Genomic DNA, 18,763 nt, shown 5'->3' with positions numbered 1-18,763 from the left:
GGCGAGACAAGAGAAAGTTACTGCGCCGCCGGGCGCACACCCCGGCTCCCGCCCTTTGCACAGGCATGTCACTAAAAGGAAGCGCGAAGACAGGCACCTCAGACCCCAACAGCCCTGCGCGCAGGCCCAGCCACAGGCCGAGTCAGATCCGTAGCCACCGTTGCCAGCTCCCCTGCATCCAGATACACCGCCCCATCCTCCACCTTCACCGCAAACTTCGGCGTACACCCCTCGTCGGGCGCCAAGGCCTGCCCGTCGCACAACCCGATCGTCCAGTTGTGCATCGGGCACGCCACCTGCGTGCCAAACACGATGCCCTGGCTCAGCGGCCCACCCTTGTGCGGGCAACGGTCCAGCAGCGCAAAAACGCCCCCGGCATCGTTGCGGAACACCGCCACATCCAGGCCTTTGTCCCGGGCCACGCGGCGTGAGCCCAGCACGGGGATGTCGTCCACACGGCAGATCAGTTTCCATTCGCTCATTGCTATTCCTTTGGTAGCTGTTGGCGCTTGTCCATCAAGCGCTACAGGCACTTTTGACTCAAAAAAAGGAGTTCAAGCCACGGCAATCGGGATGAACTGGCGCTGGTCCACCGCCGCCTTGTCGAAATCGAACCAGGGGTCGGGCTCGCCGTCGAGTGCAAACTGCAGCTGCTCCCACAGCGCCTGGCGGCCCACGTGGTCTTCCAGAATGCGTTTTTTCACATAGTCCAGGCCCACGCGGTTCACGTAGTGCACGGTGCGCTCCAGGTACCAACCTTCCTGGCGGTACAGCTCGCAGAACGCGCCGGTGTACTCCAGCACTTCTTCGGCGGTCTTCAGCTTGGTGAAGAAGTGCGCCACCTCGGTCTTGATGCCGCCGTTGCCAGCGATGTACATCTCCCAGCCGCTGTCCACGCCGATGATGCCCACGTCCTTGATGCCGGCCTCGGCGCAGTTGCGCGGGCAGCCGCTCACCGCAAACTTGACCTTGTGCGGGGCGTACATGCGCCACATGGCGCGCTCCAGATCCTTGCCCATCTGCGTGCTGTCCTGCGTGCCCATGCGGCACCACTCGCTGCCCACGCAGGTCTTCACGGTGCGCAGCGCCTTGGCATACGCGTGGCCGCTGGGCATGCCGATGTCCTTCCACACATTGACGAGGTCTTCTTTCTTCACGCCCAGCAAATCGATGCGCTGGCCCCCCGTGACCTTGATGGTGGGGATGTTGTACTTGTCGGCCGCATCGGCGATGCGGCGCAGCTCGTCGGCCGTGGTCTCTCCCCCCCACATGCGGGGGATGACACTGTAGGTGCCGTCCTTTTGGATGTTGGCGTGGCTGCGCTCGTTGATGGCGCGGCTTTGCGGGTCGTCCTTGGCGTCCTTGGGCCAGGTGCTGATGAGGTAATAGTTGACGGCCGGGCGGCAGGTGGCGCAGCCGTTGGGTGTTTTCCATTCGAGAAACGAGAAAACATCCGCGATGGAAAGCAGCTTGTTGGCACGGATCGCGTCGCGCACGGCCTGGTGGCCGTGGTCGGTGCAGCCGCACATGGCCTTGGTTTTGGGCGTGGCGCTGTAGTCGCCGCCCGCCGTGAACATGATGATCTGCTCCACCAGCCCGGTGCACGAGCCGCACGATGCGCTGGCCTTGGTGTGCTTGCGCACTTCGTCCAGCGTGAACAGGCCCTTGTCCTTGATGGCCTTGCAGATGGCGCCCTTGGTCACGCCGTTGCAGCCACACACCTCGTCGGTGTCGGCCATGGCAGATGCCTTGCTCTGGCCCTGGTGGCCCACGTCGCCGATGTTGCTCTCGCCAAACATCAGTTTGTCGCGGATGTCGTTGACCGTGCGGCCGTCGCGCAGCAGCTTGAAGTACCAGCTACCGTCCACCGTGTCGCCGTACAAGCAGGCGCCGATCAGCTTGTCGTCCTTGATGACCAGCTTTTTGTACACACCGCCAAAGGGGTCGCTCATCACGATCTCTTCGGTGTTGTCGCCGCCCTGGAAGTCGCCGGCCGAAAACAGATCAATGCCCGTGACCTTGAGCTTGGTGGAGGTGAGTGAGCCCTGGTAGCGGCCGATGCCGAATTCGGCCAGGTGGTTGGCCAGCACTTTGCCCTGCTCGAACAGCGGGGCCACCAGGCCATAGGCAATGCCCCGGTGTGCCGCGCATTCGCCCACGGCATAAATGCGGGCGTCGGTGGTGGTCTGCAGCGTGTCGCTCACGACAATGCCGCGGTTCACGTGCAGGCGCATCTTTTCGGCGAGTTGCGTGTTGGGGCGGATGCCTACGGCCATTACCACCAGGTCGGCGGGTACCTCGGTGCCATCCTTGAACCTGACGCTGGCCACGCGCCCGTCGGCGCTGCCCACCAGCTCTTGCGTCTGTGCACCCATCAAGAACTGCATGCCGCGGTCTTCCAGCGACTTTTGCAGCATCTTGCCCGCCACGTCGTCCAGCTGGCGCTCCATCAGCGACGGCATCACGTGCACCACGCTCACTGTCATGCCGCGCTTCATGAGGCCATTGGCGGCCTCCAGGCCCAGCAGGCCGCCGCCGATGACCACCGCGTGCTTGTACATGGCGGCTGCGTCGATCATGGCCTGCGTGTCGGCAATGTCGCGGTAGGCCAGCACGCCCTTCAGGTCTTTGCCGGGCACGGGCAGGATGAACGGGTTGGAGCCCGTGGCCATGATGAGGCGGTCGTACTCGGCGGTGATCACATCACCATCCTTGCTGGTAGCGGTGACCACGCGGCGCACACGGTCCACGTCGGTCACGGTAAAGCCGGTGTGCAGCGTGATGTGGTTGTCGGCGTACCACTGCCAGTCGTTGAGGATGATCTCGTCAATCGTCTGCTCGCCCGCCAGCACGGGCGACAGCAGAATGCGGTTGTAGTTGGGGTGCGGCTCGGCGCCGAACACCGTGATGTCATACAGATCGGGGGCAATCTTGAGCAGCTCTTCCAGCGTACGCACACCGGCCATGCCGTTCCCCACCATCACCAGTTTGAGCTTTTTCATCGTGGCTAACTCCGTCGGTCCATCGCCGGGGCGATGCGAAAAACAAAAAAGGCGTCCACACGATGCGGCTTCGATGTGATTTCGAAACGCATGTGGGGACGCCTTCGTCCTTGCAGCCCCTCCATGCGCCGTTGCACGGGGGGGTTGCAGGGCCCTTGCGGGCCGTTATGCAGGTTCTAGCAATGGCCGTGCCAGAGCAGGTGCACCGGCGTGGGGCGCAGGCAGCCGCCGGGGCTGCCCATGGGGGCTGCTGATGGCGTCCGGCACGGGGCGGGCGCGCACTGTGCGGTTGAACGCACCACCTTGGGCACGGAACCTGCATGGAGCTGGTGCATGAGTTTTGAACTGGACTACGGGCAGACCTCGCTGGCCGGGCGCAAAGACGTGAACGAGGACTTTGCCGCGCTGGTGGTGGGCCAGGGGCGTGACCGCGACCGGGGCGCCGTGGCCGCCATTGCCGACGGCGTGAGCACGGGAGGCAACGGCCGCGAAGCCGCCCAGACCACGGTGCACACGCTGGTGAGCGACTACTTCGCCACGCCCGACACCTGGGACACCACCGTGGCGCTGGACCGCATCCTGTTCGCCCACAACGGCTGGCTCGCGTCCATGAACCGGCGCCGCCAGCCCGCCGTGGGGCTGACCACACTCACCGCCATCGTGCTGCGCGGCCAGTCGTACACGCTGGCGCATGTGGGCGACACGCGCGCCTACCTGCTGCGCGGCGGCCGGCTGCAGCTGCTGACCACCGACCATGTGATGGCGCAGCGTGACCTGGCGCACCAGCTCACCCGTGCCATGGGGCTGGATGACCACGTGGTGGTGGACTACAGCCAGGGCGAGCTGCACAGCGGCGATCTGCTGGTGCTGCTGTCCGATGGCGTGCACGGCAGCCTGCCCGAGCGGGAGCTGCGGCAGCTGCTGCGCCAAGACACGCTGACCGCCCAGGCGCTGAGCGAATCGCTGACCCAGGCCGCACTGCGCCGGGGCAGTACCGACAACCTCACGGCCCTGGTGGTGCGTGTGCAGGGCGCGCTGGAGGCCACGCTGCAGGACGAGTCCCTCCGCGCACAGCACCTGCCCGTGCTGCCGCTGCTGAAGGTGGGAGACACGGTGGATGGCCTCGCGGTCACCGCCCTGGTGGCCGACACCGGTGTGCACCGCATCTACCAGGTGCGCGATGCGGCCACCCAGCGCCTCTTTGCCCTCAAGACGCTGGTGCCCGCGCGCGCCCACGATGCCCACGAGCGCGCCACGCTCGCGCACGAGGCGTGGGTGGCCCGCCGCATGCAGTCCGGCCACGCGGCCGTGCACCTGGCGCGCCTGCACAACTGGCCTGCCGGGGAGGGCGGCGGGGCCAGTGCGTTCTATCTGCTGTACGAGTGGCACGCGGGCGAAACCCTGGGTCAGCGCCTGCGCCGCCACCACACGCTGGCCCTGCCGCAGGCGATCTCGGTGGTGATGCAGGCCGCGCAGGTGCTCGGCTGGCTGCACCGGCAAGGGGTGGTGCACCGCGACATCAAGCCCGACAACCTGCACCTGGGCGATGACGGCGTGCTGCGCGTGCTGGACCTGGGCGTGGCCCTGTCCGGCCGCGAGCCCGAGGCCACGCGCCGCCTGCACGCCGGCACCCCCAGCTACATGAACCCCGAGCAGTGGCCGGGCTACGAAAAGAACGGCGACCCCGCTGGCCAGCTGCCCGATGCGGGCAGCGACCTGTTTGCCCTGGGTGTCACGCTGTACCAGCTGCTCAGCCACGGCCGCCTGCCGTATGGCGAGGTGGTGCCCTACCAGCTCGGCCGCTACCACCGCGACCCGGTGCCCCCCAGCCGCCACAACCCCGGTGTGCCCATCTGGCTCGACCAGATCGCCCTGAAGGCCGTGGCCCGCAATCGCAGTCAGCGTTTTGAAACTGCCGAGGAGTTGCTGCTTGCCCTGGAGCGCGGCGCATCCCGCCCTTTGTCCGCGCGCGGCCCGCAGCCGCTGGTGCAGCGCGATGCCACGGCGGTGTGGAAGATCGCGCTGGGGGTGAGTGTCCTGGTCAACCTGCTGCTGGTGTACTGGCTTGTGTTCTTGCCCCATTAGGGCGTTGCAGCGGGTAAATAAAAATGATAGCTGCCAGCGCTTGATGGATAAGCGCTAGAGCCTGTTTTGCTTAAAATTTCCCGTCGCTCACCCCTTCCGATCGGGCTGAGCCTGTCGAAGCCGGGCGCGTTGAGGCTGTCGCCATAATGCCCCGGCAGGTGTCATTCAAGCGCTGCGCGCGCGCCCACCTTTCTCCGCCCACGTGCGCGTCCACCGGATCTGCATCACCCGCAGCAGCATCAGCATCGCCGCAGCGCAGGCCGCAATGGCCACAAACCCCCACAGGTAGGTGCCGCTGAACTGGCGCGAGATACCCATGGCGTTGGGGATGAGCCCACCGCCCAGCGCGCCGATCTCACCGATCATCGAGCCCGCCACGGCGGTAGACAGTGGCCAGCGCAGCGGCACCAGCTGGAACAGCGCGCCGTTGCCTGCGCCCAGCGCGGCAAAACACACCAGAAACAGCAGCATGGTGACGGGCAATGATTGCTCGGCCAGGCCACACAGCACCAGGCTCACGGTGGTGATGGCCAGCACACCCGTCAGCGTGTTCACACCGCCCCAGTGGTCCGACAGCCAGCCGCCCACCACCCGCAGCGCCGCACCCAGAAAGGCGGCCAGCATGGTCAGCTGCCCCGCCTGCACCTTGCTCACGCCGAACTGGTCGTAAAAGTAGCTGGGCATGAAGGTGGTCAGGCCAATGAAGCCGCCAAACGTCACGGCGTAAATCAGGCTGAACGCCCAGCCGTCCTTTTCAAACAGGCAGGCAATGTGCTCGCGAAACGTGGCGTGCGGGTCCAGGTCGGGCGGCTCCTGGGCGTAGATCACCATCACCAGCGCGGGCACGGCCACGCCCACGGCGGCAAAGCCGTACACGGCCTGCCAGCCAAAGCTTTGCGCCAGCGCGGGCGCCAGCAGTGCCGCCACGGCCGTGCCCACATTGCCCGCACCCACTATGCCCATGGCCAGGCCCTTGTAGCGCGGCGGAAACGAGCCCGAGCCCAGCGACAGCGCCACGCCAAAACTGGCCCCCGCCACGCCCAGCAACACACCCAGCGCCAGCAGCTCGTGGTAGGTGTGTACAAACAGGTAGCCATAGGCCATGGCGGCAAAGATGCCGGCCATCTCCACCAGCGTGGCGTTCTTGCGCCCGATGTACTGCGCCAGGATGCCCAGCGGAAACCGCATCAGCGCGCCCGCAAAGATGGGGATCGACAGCATCATCCCCATCTGCGTGGGCGTGAGCCGAAAACTCTCCTGGATGAACGGCGCCATGGCGCCATTGATCACCCAGACCGCGCACGAAAAACCAAAGTAGAGAAACGACGACCAGAGCGTGGGCGCATGGCCGGACTGGAGGAATTCGCGAAATCGAAGCATGGAGCGATGCAGTGCAAAAGGGCCCCCGGGGAGGTACACCCCGGGCCGGGCCAGACAACCAAGAAAAAAGCGCCTGCACGGGATGCGCCGGCCTTTTTTGCAGCCACACCGCAGTCCATAAAGACGCCAACGTCCTGTTCGCCCAATCCGCCATTGCACCGGGCTGCCACACGGCCTCCATTGGCCGTGCTGGCATTCAAGCAATGCCTGTGCCAGAGCCCACACCACACGTTTTTGGATGAAATTGGCCACCAGCGCTTATGGATAAAGCGCGAGCAGCTATGAATTTTGAATGCCGCAGCGGCGGCGCCGCGGCGCTGTGGGCCACCGTGGTGCGGGCGGTGTTGGCGGGCGGCAGGGCGGGTGCCGGTGTCTGCACCAATCTGGGTGCAAGGCGTCCCTCGGATGGCGCCCCCGTGGTGCGGCGGCCGCTGGTGGTGTGCCCGTCCTGAGGCAAGTGCGACAATCAGTTGTCTTGATCGTGGGTTTGCCCCAATCCCCCAGAGCCCTCAGCCAACGCCCCCTCATGCACGCCACAGATTCCAAAGCCCAGATTGCCCGCATGGAGCTCGCCAACCGGTTGTTCTTCCGTTTGTACCAATGTGCCAATCTGTTGCACAAGACGGGGTCTCGCGCGGTGGAGAGCGAGGGGCTCACCACGCAGCAATGGGCTGTGCTGGGCGCGCTGTCGCGCGAGGAGGCACAGCAGGGGATGGGTGTGAACGAGCTGGCGCGCTACCTGCTGGTGAGCCGCCAGAACCTGGCGGGCGTGATCGGGCGGCTGGAGCGTGACGGGCACATAGGCATGGAGACGGACCCGAAGGATCGGCGTTCACGCCTGATCAAGATGACCGAGTCCGGGCGCATGGTGTGGCTGGAGAAGGCTCGGCCCAAGATTGACGCGTATTACGAGCAGGCACTGGACGAGTTCTCGGTGGGTGACATCACCCACACGCTGCACTACCTTTTGAAGCTGCTGGACAACATGCAGCGCCTGGACCGGGGCGGCGACCCCGACGACGAGGCCGGGGCAGCGGTGCCTTAGTCCTGGCGCAGCAGTTCGCGGCCAATGATGAGTTGCTGTACCTGCGTGGTGCCTTCGTACAGGCGCAGCAGGCGGGCGTCACGGTAAAAGCGCTCCACGGGGTATTCGTTGATGTACCCCGCGCCGCCGTGGATCTGCACGCCCCGGTCGGCCACGCGGCCCACCATTTCGGTGGCAAAAAGCTTGGCACACGACACGCGCATGGAGATGTCCGGGTCCGAGATCTGCGCGGGCTTGCCGTCAAAGCGCCGCGCCACGTCCTGCACCAGCGACCAGGCCGCCAGCAGCTCGGCCTGGCTGTCGGCCAGCATGGCCTGGATCAGCTGGAACTCGCCGATCGCCTTGCCAAACTGCTTGCGTTCGCGGGCGTAGCGGCGCGACTCGTCGATGATGCGCGAGGCCAGGCCACACGACACGGCCGAGATGTTCAGCCGCCCGCGGTCCAGCACCTTCATCGCGGTCTTGAAGCCCTGCCCGGGCACACCGCCAATGATGTTGGCCGCTGGCACGCGCACGTTCTGCAGAATCACATCGCAGGTTTTGGTGCCACGCTGGCCCATCTTCTTGTCGTTCTTGCCCAGGGTGAGGCCCGGGCTGTCGGCAGGCACGATGAACGATGACACGCCCCCCGCACCCGGCCCGCCCGTGCGCGCCATGAGCGTGAATGCTCCCGCACGCGGAGCGTTGGTGATGTAGCGCTTGGTGCCATTGAGCACATAGTGATCACCATCGGGCTCCGCGCGGGTCTTGAGCGAGGCGGCGTCGGTGCCCGCGTCGGGCTCGGTCAGTGCAAACGACATGATCAGCTCGCCGCTGGCCACGCGGGGGAGGTACTGCCCTTTCTGCTCTGGCGTTCCGTCCATCAGGATGCCCTGCGAACCGATCCCGATGTTGGTGCCAAACACCGAACGGAAGGCCGCTGCAGTGCGGCCCAGCTCGTAGTTCACCAGCACTTCCTGGCTGACAGACAGGCCGATGCCGCCATATTCCTCGGGCACGGTCAGGCCAAACAGGCCCATCTCCTTCATGTCCTCGATGATGTCGGCGGGGACGTCGTCATGCTCTTCGAGATGGTTCTCGGCGGGTACCAGGCGCTCGCGCACAAAGCGCTGGATGGTGGGCAGCAGGATGTCAAACGATTCAGCGTCAAGGGCCATGGGTCTCTCTCTGGGGTCAACGGTGCTGGAAATGGGGGGAGCGCTTGTCGAGAAAGGCGTGCATGCCTTCGTGGGCATCGGTGCTGGCAAAACGCTCGTACAGCGCATGGCGCTCAAACAGGATGCCTTCGGCCAGTGGGCTTTCCCAGGCACGGTTGACCGATGCCTTGATGGCCATGAGTGCGGGAAGAGAGAAGCTGGCAATCTGTGTGGCCAGCGCCAGCGTTTGCTCCAGCAGCTCGGCGTCGGGCACGACGCGCGAGACCAGTCCGTAGCGGTCGGCCTCGTGTGCGTCCAGCATGCGTGCTGACAGGCACATGTCCATCGCCTTGGCCTTGCCGATGGCGCGCGGCAGGCGCTGTGTGCCCCCCGCTCCAGGCAGCATGGCAAGCTTGATTTCGGGCAGCGCGAACCGGGCCGATTCGGCCGCGATGATGATGTCGCAGGCCAGGGCCAGCTCGCAGCCGCCGCCCATGGCAAAGCCAGCCACGGCGGCGAGCACCGGCTTGCGCACCTGGCGAATGGTCTCCCAGTTGCGGGTGATGAAGGCGCCCTGGTACACGTCCATGAACGACCAGTCGGCCATGGCCGCAATATCGGCCCCGGCCGCAAACGCCCTGGCGCTGCCGGTGATGACGATCGCACCCACGCCATCGTTCGCATCGAAGGCCAGCAGCGCAGCGCCCAGCTGGTCCATCAGGGCGTCGTTGAGCGCGTTGAGCTGCGCGGGCCGGTGGAGGGTGATCACGCCCACCCGGCCACGGGTTTCCGTCAGGATCAGTGCTTCATTCATGCTGGGTCAGGGCGCGGGGGGGCCGGTCAGTCGATGTTGATCTTGGCCTCGCGGATCAGGCCGGAAAGCAGCTTGGTCTCTTCGGTCAGCAGGGTGCGGAACTCGGCGTTGTCCAGCCCCACGGGCTCTGCACCCAGCGATTCATAGCGGCTCTTGGTGCCGGGCAGGGCCAGCACCTTGGCGATTTCCCGGGCCATGCGCGCCGTGATGTCTGCGGGCGTGCCATTGGGCGCCCACATGCCAAACCAGATGTCCAGCTCGGCGCCCTTGAAGCCCAGCTCTGCCAGCGTGGGTACATCCGGGAAGAACGACGACCGCTTGGCGCCCGCTACGGCCAGCATGCGCACCTTGCCTGCGCGGACATGCGGGAACGCAATGCCCGGGTCAAACACATAGTCCGCCTGGTTGGCCATCACGTCCTGCAATGCGGGTGCTGCGCCCCGGTAGGGGATGTGCGTGGCAAAAACACCGGTGACCTTCTTGAACAGCTCGCCTGCCAGGTGCGGGGGGGTGCCGGGGCCGGCGGAGGAGTACGACAGCTTGCCTGGGTTGGCGCGGGCATAGGCCACAAACTCCTTGGCGTCCTTGAAGGGGGATTGGGGTTTGACCACCAGGTACATCTGGCTGCGGCCCACGCCCGCGATGGGCGTGAGATCTTTGGCGGGGGCAATGTTCTGCTTGAACAGGAACGGGTTGGCCGTCTCGAACGAGGTCGGTGCGATCAGGAAGGTGTGGCCATCGGCCGTGGCGCGAATCACCTCGGCCGCTGCCACGTTGCCGCTGGCTCCGGGCTTGTTGTCCACCACCACGGGCTGGCCCAGTGTCTCGCTGAGCGACTGGGCCATGACACGCGCCATCACGTCGGTAGTGCCGCCAGGGGCAAAGCCAACCACGATCTTGATGGGCTTGGTGGGCCAGGCCTGTGCCTGCGCAGTGCCGATAGCGCCCAGGGCGCAGATTGACAGGGCGGCAGACTGGATAAGGCGCCTGCGCATGGGGGAAAGTTGGCGTGTGAACATGTCGTTGTCTCCTGATGGTTTTGTGTAGTGATCGACGGGAAAACGTTGGCAGCCTTCAGGCCGCCTGATCGCGCAGCATTTCGCGCAACTTGAACTTCTGGATCTTTCCGGACGGCGTGGCGGGCATCACGTCGCGCACGATCAGGCGCTCGGGGATGTACTGCACGGCGATCTTCTGGTCCTTGAGAAACTGCACCAGGCCCGGCAGGTCGATGGTCTGACCAGGCTTGGGTACCACCACGGCGCAGGCGCGCTCGCCCAGGCGCTCGTCGGGGTAGGCCACGATGGCAGCCATGGCGATGGCCGGGTGGCGGTAGAGCAGCGACTCGACCTCAACCACCGGGATGTTCTCGCCGCCCCGGATGATCACGTCCTTGCTGCGGCCGGTGATGCGCAGGTAGCCGCGTTCGTCGATGCGCGCGAGGTCGCCGGTGTCAAACCAGTCGCCGGCGTCGGTCGCGTTCAGGTGCGCACGGTGCAGGTAGCCACCAAAGTTCGAGCACGAGCGCAGCATCAGCTTGCCCGGCTCACCTGGCGGCAAGTCCTTTCCGTCCACATCCACCACCTTGATCTCTACACCGGGCAGCGGGCAACCATCGGTGTTGAACGAGCGTTCGTCATCGTCCTCGAGCCGGGTCAGCGTGACGGCGCCGTTTTCGGTCATGCCCCAGGCCGAGACGATCTTGGCGCCCAGCGCCTTGCGGGCCTGTTCCACCAGCGGGCCGGGGATGGGCGCGCCGGCGCACAAAAAGGTGCGCAGGCTGGGCACGGCCGCGCCGGTCTCGGTGACGGAGCGGGCCAGATCGGTGAGGAACGGCGTGGAGGCCATGGTGAAGGTGGCCTTTTCCGCGTTGATCAGTGCAATGGCCTTGGTGGGCTCCCACACGTCCTGCAGCACGGCACTGGCCTGTAGCAGGATGGGCATGATCAGGCCGTACATGAAGCCGGTCTGGTGCGCCATGGGTGATGCCATCAGCACCACAACGTCGGCGCCCAGGTGCAGGCGCTCGGCATACGGAATGATGTTGGCCATTACGGTGTTGGCCGAGTGCATCACGCCCTTGGGCTCGCCGGTGGTGCCTGAGGTGTAGATGAGTTGGGTGACGTCGTCGGGGCCGGGCCGGTGGGCCGTCAGGATGGCTTGCGCATCGGGCTGCTGTTCCCATTCGGGGCCACTGAGCAGGGCGTCAAAGCTGTTGGCGCCGCTTCCGCCGACGACCACCACATGTTGCAGGTGCGGCAGGCTGGGCTGCAGGCCGGCGATCATTTTCTCAAAGTCAAAGCCTCGAAAGGTTCGGGGCGCGATCACCACCTTGGCCTCGCCGTGCTGCAGCATGAACGAGAGCTCGCGCTCGCGAAAAATGTGCATCAACGGATTCATCACAGCGCCAATGCGCGAGCAGGCCAGATAGGTCAGCGTGAACTGCCACCAGTTCGGCAATTGGCAGGCCACGATGTCGCCCCGGCCCACGCCCAGGCGCGAGAGGCCCACGGCAATGCGGTCGGCCATGCGAGCCAGTTCGCGGTAGGTAAAGCGGGTGGTGGCTCCCGTTTCCACCTGCAGCGCGGTCAGCGCCAGCTTGTCGGGGCAGGCTGCCACGCAGGCATCGAGCGCATCGTTGATGGTGCGGTCGCGCCAGTGACCTTCGGCCACCCGCTGCGCGCGGCGGGGGGGGAGCAGTACAGCGTCAAATTCCATGGTCTTGTCTCCTGGTGTTGTTGTGGGGGATCCGTGGCGGGGGTGAGCTGTGGTGATGGGCCGTGGGCTCAGGCGGGCACAAACTTGCGGCCGGCACGGGCGCGGGCGATGATGGTTTTCATGATCTGCGCTGTGCCGTCGCCAATCTGGAAGCCCAGGACGTCGCGCAGGCGCTGCTCCATCAGGCCGCGGTCGTAGCCGCCGTGGCCGAAGCACAGCAGGCACTGGTGGATCACGTCGTATGACAGCTTGGGGCCCCACCACTTGGCCATGCCGGCCTCGGCGGTGTGCGGCAGACCCTTGTCCTTGAGCCACAGGCCTTGCAGGCACAGCAGGCGCGCGCCTTCCACCTCGGTGTCGTACTGCGCCAGCGGGTGTGTCACGCCCTGGAAGGCCGACAGCGGCTGGCCAAACGCCTGGCGCTGGGTGATGTATTCCCAGGTTTCTTCCAGCGCCACGCGCGCCACGGCCAGGCATTGCAGGCCGATGAGCGAGCGCGAGAAGTCAAATCCGTGCATCACCTGCACAAACCCCTTGTTCTCGTCGCCCAGGCGGTGGGTGACGGGCACGCGCACGTTCTCGAAGAAGATCGAGCCGCGGCCGATCGCACGCTGGCCGTGGCAGTCGAAGCGGTTGGTGGTGATGCCGGGGGCGTCCATGGGCACCATCACGGCGGTCACGCCGTGGGCTCCGTCCTCCGGCTGGCCGGTGCGCCCGAACACGACCGCGATGTCGGCCTGGTCGGCGGCCGAGATGGAGGTTTTTTCGCCGTTGATGACGTAGAACTCACCGTCGCGTTCGATGCGCAGGCGCAGGTTGGCCGCGTCCGAGCCACCGCGCGGCTCGGTCAGGGCGATGCAGCAGATCGCTTCGCCCTGGGTGAGTTTTTGCAGCCAGGGCCCCACCACCTCGGGGTTGCCGTATTTGGACAGGATCTGGCCGTTGAGCGAGGCCAGCAGGTTCAGGTACGAAAAGCTCAGGTCGGCGCGGGCGATTTCTTCGTGGATCACGCCAGCGGCCAGGCAGCCCATGCCAAGGCCGCCGTACTGCTCGGGCAGCTCCGGGCAGATGAACCCCAGCTTGCCCATCTCGCGCAGCAGCACGCGGTCCAGGTCACGTGTCTTGTCGCGCTCCAGAAAGCCTGGTTTCACGCGCTCTTCAGCAAATCGGCGGGCGGTATCGGCCAGTGCCTGCAGGTCTTCGTCGATGTAGGGGTTCGGGTTCATCAGGGGTCTCCAGGTGGGGCTTTTGTCGTGTGCGGGTGGTGGTGGGTCAGTTCGCAAGCATCACGCTGCGCTGTGCGCGTGCTGTGCGGCATGTGCGGCGCGGATCGCGTCCACCGACGCGGGGTTGAGCAGCGTGCTGAGGTCGCCGGGGTCATCACCCAGCCAGGTGCTGCGCACTACGCGGCGCATCACCTTCATGGTGCGGGTGCGGGGCAGGTCCTGCACGAACACCACCCGCGCGGGCTTGAAGGCGCCGCCCAGCCCTGCGACCACGGCGGCCGACAGGGTGCGGCCTGCAGTGTCCAGCTCGGTGCCGGGGGGCGGCACACACACGCAGACCACGGCCGTGCCTTTGACGGGGTCGGGCACGCCAATCGCGGCGGCATCGAGCAGCAGCCCCGTGCCCATCAGCAGGGCTTCGAACTCGGACGGGCCCGTGCGTTTGCCTGCGATCTTGAGGGTGTCGTCCGATCGGCCGTGCACGTACCACATGCCGTCGGTGTCGCGGCTTACGAAGTCGCCATGCACCCACAGGTGGGGCAGGCGCGACCAGTAGCTGTCCAGGTAGCGTTCGCGGTCGTGCCACAGACCGCGCGTGAGGCCAATGCTGGGGCTGCGCATCACCAGCTCGCCTGTTACGCCCGGGGCCACGGTGGCGCCATCGGTATCGACCACATCGGCGCCCGTGCCCGGCACGGGGCCGGCAAAGGCGCAGGGCTTGAGCGGGTGGATCACCGTGCCGGTGAGAATGCCGCCCACTTCGGTACCGCCGGAGTAATTGAGCAGCGGCACATTTTTCTTGCCCACAAGTTCGAAGGTCCAGTTCCAGGCCTCGGGCGTCCAGGGCTCGCCGGTAGAGACGATGACGCGCAGTGACGACAGATCCAGGGCATCGAGGGCCGCCTCATCCAGCGACATCGACAGCCGCGCCACCGTGGGCGCAAGGCCCAGGTAGCTCACGCGGTGGCGCTCGATCAGGCGCCACAGGCGGTCGGGTTGCGGGTAGTTGGGGGCGCCTTCGGCCAGCACCACGGTGGCGCCCACCTGCAGTCCGCCAAACACCAGAATCGGGCCGACCAGCCAGCCCATGTCGGACATCCACAGAAACCGGTCCTGCGGCTTGAGGTCCATGCAGATCGACAGGTCCAGCGCCGTCTTGACCGGGAAGCCGCAGTGTGTGTGCACCACGCCCTTGGGCTTGCCGCTGGTGCCAGACGTGAACATGAGCAAAAACGGGTCGTCAGCGGGCATGGCCTCGGTGCGGACGGCCTCGCAATCTTGTGGCGCGCCCGCGGTGAGCTCGTGCCACCAGTGGTCGCGGTCTTCGTTCCAGGCGTGCTCAGTGGCCAAATGACTGAGCACCACCACATGCCGCACGCCGGGGCAGTGCGCAAGTGCTTCGTCGGCAACGATCTTGGCCCCCATGGGCTTGCCACGGCGCAGCGATCCATCCACCGTGATGAGCGCCTGGGCGCGGCCGTCGTTCAGGCGCTGGGCGATGGCGTCCGCCCCAAAGCCAGAGAACATGGGCAGCAGGATGCCGCCGATCTTGGCCACCGCCAGCATGGCCGCAGCGGCCTGCAACAGGTTGGGCAGGTACATGCCCACCACGTCGCCGCGCCCGAGGCCCAGGCGGCGCAGGCCCCATGCCAGGCGGCAGGGTTCGCGGTCCAGGTCGGCAAAGGTCCAGGTGGTGACCGTGCCGTCTTCGCCTTCCCAGACCAGCGCGGGCTGGTCGTAGCGCTCCGTGCCGCGCCAACGGTCAACGCAGTTGAGCACCACATTGGTGGTGCCGCCCACACACCAGCGCGCAAACGGCAGCCCCTCGCTGAGGTCCAGCACCTGGTCGTAGGGGCGCTGGAACCGGAAGTCCAGAAAGCGGATGAGCGCCTCGTGAAACCCGGCCGGATCGGCGCTGGCGCGTTCGTTGAGCGCCCCGAAGCCATCAACCCCCAGTGCCCGCATGAAACGTGTGAGGTTGGCATCTTCCACGGTGCGGTGGTCGGGCCACCACACGGCGCCGGACGGTTGGAGGGGTTCGACGACTGGCATGGCGCGGGCTCCGGCGGCGGAGTTACTTGGCGTACTTGCGGAATTCGGGCTTGCGCTTGTCTTTCAGCGCATTCACGCCTTCGCGGGATTCGTCTGTGTCGTAGTACAGCTTCAGGGCGTACATGCCCAGGCCCGCAATGCCGGCCTGGTGGGCGGTGTCGGCATTGAAGCTGCGCTTGGCAATCGCCAGTGCGGTGGGGCTGCGCTCGCACAGCTCTTCGCCGATCTTCTGCACTTCGGCGTCGAGCTGGTCGTGCGGGAAGCAGAAGTTGGCCAGGCCCATGGCCACAGCTTCGGCGCCGCTGTAACGGCGGTTCAGGTACCAGATCTCGCGCGCCTTCTTCTCGCCGACCACGCGGGCCAGGAACGCCGTGCCGTAGCCAGGGTCCACCGAGCCCATCTTGGGGCCGACCTGGCCGAACTGCGCCTTGTCGGAGCAGATGGTCAGGTCGCAGATGGTGGCCAGCACGTTGCCGCCGCCAATCGCAAAGCCCTGCACGCGGGCAATGACAGGCTTGGGCACGTCGCGGATGGCCGTGTGCAGCTCTTCCATCGGCAGGCCGATGGTGCCGCGGCCGTCGTAGTTGCCGTTGTGGGCCGATTGGTCGCCGCCGGTGCAGAACGCCCGGTCACCAGCGCCGGCCAGCACGATGGCGCCGACGTCGCGGTCATAACCGGCCTTGTTCAGGGCCTTGATGATCTCGTCGCAGGTCTGGCCGCGAAAGGCGTTCATCTTGTCGGCACGGTTGATGGTGATCCAGGCTACGCCGTTACGCACTTCGTACAGGATGTCTTCGAAATTCATGGTGCTCTTTCGGTGAAGGTAAGAAGGTGCCAGGGTTACCCGTGCATGGTCAGGCCGCCAGACACACTGATGACCTGGCCGGTGATGAAGCCCGCGTCGTCGCTGCCAAAAAACGCTATGGCGCTGGCCAGGTCGTCGGGGTGGCCCAGGCGGCCCAGGGGGATCGCGCTGCGGAAGGCCTCCAGCAGCTTGGCCGGGTCGCGGGCGCCTTCGGCCACACCCGCCAGCAGGGCGGTGTCGGTGGGGCCGGGACAGACCACGTTGACGGTGATGTTCTGGCGGGCGTGTTCGCGCGCCAGCGTCTTGGACAGGGCCACCAGCCCGCCCTTGCAGGCGGAATAGACGGCCTCACCGGACGAGCCACCACGTGCCGCGTCAGACGCAACGTTCACGATGCGGCCCGCCTTGCGCTCGGCCATGCCGGGCAGCACGGCGTGCAGCATGTGCAGGGCGCCCGTCAGGTTGATGGCAATGAGCTTGTCCCACTCGGCGGGCACGGTCTTGGTGAAGGGCTTGAACACATCCCAGCCCGCGTTGTTGACCAGCACATCGATGGGCCCCAGGGCCGCTTCGGCCGCTGCCACGGCGGCGTCCACCTGGGGGCGCTGGGTGATGTCGCACTGGAAGGCCTGGGCCACGCCCCCTGCGGCCTGGATGGCGTGGGCCACTTTCTGGGCGGCTTCCAGATTCATGTCGAACACGGCGACCTTGGCGCCTTCTTCGGCAAAGCGGCGGCTGGTGGCCCCGCCAATGCCGCCGCCGCCTCCGGTCACGATCACGGTCTTTCCATTCAGATTGCGCATGGCTCACTCCAGGGTAGTTTGGGATACGCCCTTCTGCATTGGTTTCAGAAGGCAATTAAGACAATATGTTTGCTTATACTATTCCTCGGTATAAGGTATGTCAAACAGTTGACTTATGCTGTCGCGTAGGTGTTTTCCCTGTATTTATGGAGATATTGGGACTTTTCACCCGTCCATGGCGTGTGTCTTTGCGAATTTGTAAGTAAATATGTTGTCTTAAATGGTCTCAGCTCTCAACCGCTGTGATTGCGGCCGAAGGCGATAGGGGGATGGGCGCCCGGCGGGTGACTGGCGGTCGTGCAGCCCGCAGTGCATGCGGGCGGCTGGAACGTTGCGCGACGGAGAAAAGGACGGCTTGCACCCGCGCCGACTATGGAAAAAATGACCCCGCCTGGGGTCCGCCCGCGCTGTCGGGGCTCACAGTCCGACAGATGCCCGCAAAAGCGACCGCACGGCTGTGGCGCGGTGGTAGAGGCGCCTGGGCGGCGCCGGTGCGGGGGCACGCAGGGGTGCGGAGGCGATCAGGTGCTTTCGCGCACCGTCAGCTCAAACCCCAGATCTACCGAGTTATTGGGCGGAACCTCGCCCCGCATCAGCGCCAGCAGCATCTGCGCACTGGCTTCGCCCACGGCAGAGCGCGGGGTGCGCACGGTGGTCAGCGGCGGCAGCATCTGGTCGCTGCCCGCCAGGTCATTGAACCCGGCAATGGCCACGCGGCCCGGTACGGCCAGGCCCAGGCGCTGGGCGGCCAGCAAGCCGCCCTGGGCCAGGTCGTCGTTGCAGAAGAACACGGCATCCACGCCGGGGCGGGTGCGCAGCACTTCTTCCAGCAGTTCGGCCCCCAGGCGGATGGAAGAGGGCTGGGGGCTGAGCAACTCCAGCCGCGGGTCGTACACCCCGGCCTCGCGCAGGCAGCGGCGGTAGCCTTCGGCGCGCTGCATGGTGCGCGGGTCGAGCTGGGCAGCCACAAAGGCGATGTGCCGGTAGCCGCGCTCCAGCAGGTGGGCCGTCATGCGGTGGCCCGCGTCGTGCTGCGAAAAGCCCACGCAGAACACGCCGGGCGCAGGGGTCATCTCCATCAGGTGCACGCAGGGCACGCCGCTGGCGGCAATCATCTGGCGCGAAGCCTCGGTGCGGTCAAAGCCCGTCACCAGCAGGCCTGCGGGGCGGTGCGCCAGGTAGGTTCGCAGCAGTTGCTCTTCTTCCTCCGGGTTGTAGTGCGTCACGCCGATCAGCGCCTGATAGCCGTGGGGGAAGAGAGTGCGGTGCACGGATTCGAGCACGTCCACAAACAGCGCGTTGGACAGCAGCGGCACCAGCACGGGCACCTGTACGCTGCGCTGGGATGCCAGCGCGCGGGCTGCAGGGTCGGGCACGTAGCCCAGTTGCCGGGCGGCATCTTTCACGCGCTGCACCAGCTCTTGCGCCACACCCCGCTCGCCGCGCAGTGCGCGGGACGCGGTGATGGGGCTCACGCCCGCGGCCTTGGCCACATCGCTCAGGGTGGTGCGGCCGCTGGAGCGGCGCCGGGATTCGGATTTGCCAGGGTGGGAAGAGGTGGGCAAGGGTTTTCCCTCGGTAAAAGATGCGCTGAGTTGGCTAGGATAGCGCTGTCCTAACTGCCCGGCAAGCCGCACCGAAATGCGCGGATCCAGGGTTGGATAAGGCACCAACGATTTTTCTCAGGCATCCAGCGG

Annotated in this window: 15 protein-coding genes; 3 read left to right on the top strand and 12 right to left on the bottom strand. The window is 66.1% G+C overall.

The window, feature by feature from the left end; translation table 11 throughout:
• Positions 1-98: 98 nt before the first annotated feature.
• Positions 99-482, bottom strand: coding sequence for a nitrite reductase small subunit NirD (gene nirD / locus AAFF19_RS16975; protein ID WP_182120773.1), 384 nt, complete (start codon positions 480-482; stop codon positions 99-101).
• Positions 483-554: 72 nt separating this feature from the next.
• Positions 555-3,002: a nitrite reductase large subunit NirB gene (gene nirB / locus AAFF19_RS16970; protein ID WP_182120772.1), complete on the bottom strand. Its 2,448-nt coding sequence runs from the start codon at positions 3,000-3,002 to the stop codon at positions 555-557.
• A 333-nt stretch (positions 3,003-3,335) separates the two neighbouring features.
• Between nirB and AAFF19_RS16965 the strand changes: the two genes are divergently transcribed.
• A complete protein-coding gene (locus tag AAFF19_RS16965) occupies positions 3,336-5,087 on the top strand; it encodes a bifunctional protein-serine/threonine kinase/phosphatase (protein WP_182120771.1) in 1,752 nt (583 codons plus the stop codon).
• A 165-nt stretch (positions 5,088-5,252) separates the two neighbouring features.
• On the opposite strand, the gene AAFF19_RS16960 is transcribed toward AAFF19_RS16965, so the two are convergent.
• The gene (locus AAFF19_RS16960) at positions 5,253-6,467 is read right to left on the bottom strand and encodes an MFS transporter (RefSeq protein WP_342720610.1); all 1,215 of its coding nucleotides are present in this window, start codon (positions 6,465-6,467) and stop codon (positions 5,253-5,255) included.
• A gap of 281 nt (positions 6,468-6,748) precedes the next feature.
• Between AAFF19_RS16960 and AAFF19_RS16955 the strand changes: the two genes are divergently transcribed.
• Positions 6,749-6,919, top strand: a complete 171-nt coding sequence (locus AAFF19_RS16955) for a hypothetical protein (RefSeq protein ID WP_182120769.1) — start codon at positions 6,749-6,751, stop codon at positions 6,917-6,919.
• Positions 6,920-6,993: 74 nt separating this feature from the next.
• Positions 6,994-7,512, top strand: a complete 519-nt coding sequence (locus AAFF19_RS16950; RefSeq protein WP_246331089.1) for a MarR family transcriptional regulator — start codon at positions 6,994-6,996, stop codon at positions 7,510-7,512.
• Here AAFF19_RS16950 and AAFF19_RS16945 read toward each other — a convergent pair.
• The 9 genes from AAFF19_RS16945 to AAFF19_RS16905 form a co-directional block, all read right to left on the bottom strand.
• The gene (locus AAFF19_RS16945; RefSeq protein ID WP_182120768.1) at positions 7,509-8,669 is read right to left on the bottom strand and encodes an acyl-CoA dehydrogenase family protein; all 1,161 of its coding nucleotides are present in this window, start codon (positions 8,667-8,669) and stop codon (positions 7,509-7,511) included. The genes AAFF19_RS16950 and AAFF19_RS16945 overlap by 4 nt on opposite strands.
• 16 nt (positions 8,670-8,685) lie before the next feature.
• Positions 8,686-9,462 (bottom strand): enoyl-CoA hydratase, encoded by a 777-nt coding sequence (locus tag AAFF19_RS16940; RefSeq protein WP_182120767.1) that lies wholly within the window; start codon positions 9,460-9,462, stop codon positions 8,686-8,688.
• A 26-nt stretch (positions 9,463-9,488) separates the two neighbouring features.
• On the bottom strand, positions 9,489-10,481 hold the full coding sequence (locus tag AAFF19_RS16935) for a tripartite tricarboxylate transporter substrate binding protein (protein WP_182120766.1): 993 nt from the start codon (positions 10,479-10,481) through the stop codon (positions 9,489-9,491).
• A gap of 55 nt (positions 10,482-10,536) precedes the next feature.
• On the bottom strand, positions 10,537-12,180 hold the full coding sequence (gene aliA, locus AAFF19_RS16930) for a cyclohexanecarboxylate-CoA ligase (RefSeq protein WP_182120765.1): 1,644 nt from the start codon (positions 12,178-12,180) through the stop codon (positions 10,537-10,539).
• A 68-nt stretch (positions 12,181-12,248) separates the two neighbouring features.
• Positions 12,249-13,406 (bottom strand): cyclohexanecarboxyl-CoA dehydrogenase, encoded by a 1,158-nt coding sequence (gene aliB, locus AAFF19_RS16925; protein WP_182120764.1) that lies wholly within the window; start codon positions 13,404-13,406, stop codon positions 12,249-12,251.
• Positions 13,407-13,466: 60 nt separating this feature from the next.
• Positions 13,467-15,458, bottom strand: coding sequence for an AMP-binding protein (locus AAFF19_RS16920; RefSeq protein ID WP_342720609.1), 1,992 nt, complete (start codon positions 15,456-15,458; stop codon positions 13,467-13,469).
• 22 nt (positions 15,459-15,480) lie between these two features.
• Positions 15,481-16,263, bottom strand: coding sequence for a 2-ketocyclohexanecarboxyl-CoA hydrolase (gene badI / locus AAFF19_RS16915; protein ID WP_182120762.1), 783 nt, complete (start codon positions 16,261-16,263; stop codon positions 15,481-15,483).
• A gap of 35 nt (positions 16,264-16,298) precedes the next feature.
• The gene (badH, locus tag AAFF19_RS16910; protein ID WP_182120761.1) at positions 16,299-17,066 is read right to left on the bottom strand and encodes a 2-hydroxycyclohexanecarboxyl-CoA dehydrogenase; all 768 of its coding nucleotides are present in this window, start codon (positions 17,064-17,066) and stop codon (positions 16,299-16,301) included.
• Between the two features lie 521 nt (positions 17,067-17,587).
• Entirely contained in the window at positions 17,588-18,631 is a 1,044-nt protein-coding gene (locus tag AAFF19_RS16905; RefSeq protein ID WP_342720608.1) for a LacI family DNA-binding transcriptional regulator, read from the bottom strand.
• Positions 18,632-18,763: the final 132 nt, after the last annotated feature.

The organism is Acidovorax sp. FHTAMBA, assembly GCF_038958875.1.
Taxonomy (GTDB): domain Bacteria; phylum Pseudomonadota; class Gammaproteobacteria; order Burkholderiales; family Burkholderiaceae_C; genus Acidovorax.
Note: the sequence above shows the minus strand (reverse complement) of the source record. Positions and strands in the feature narration are given on the sequence as shown.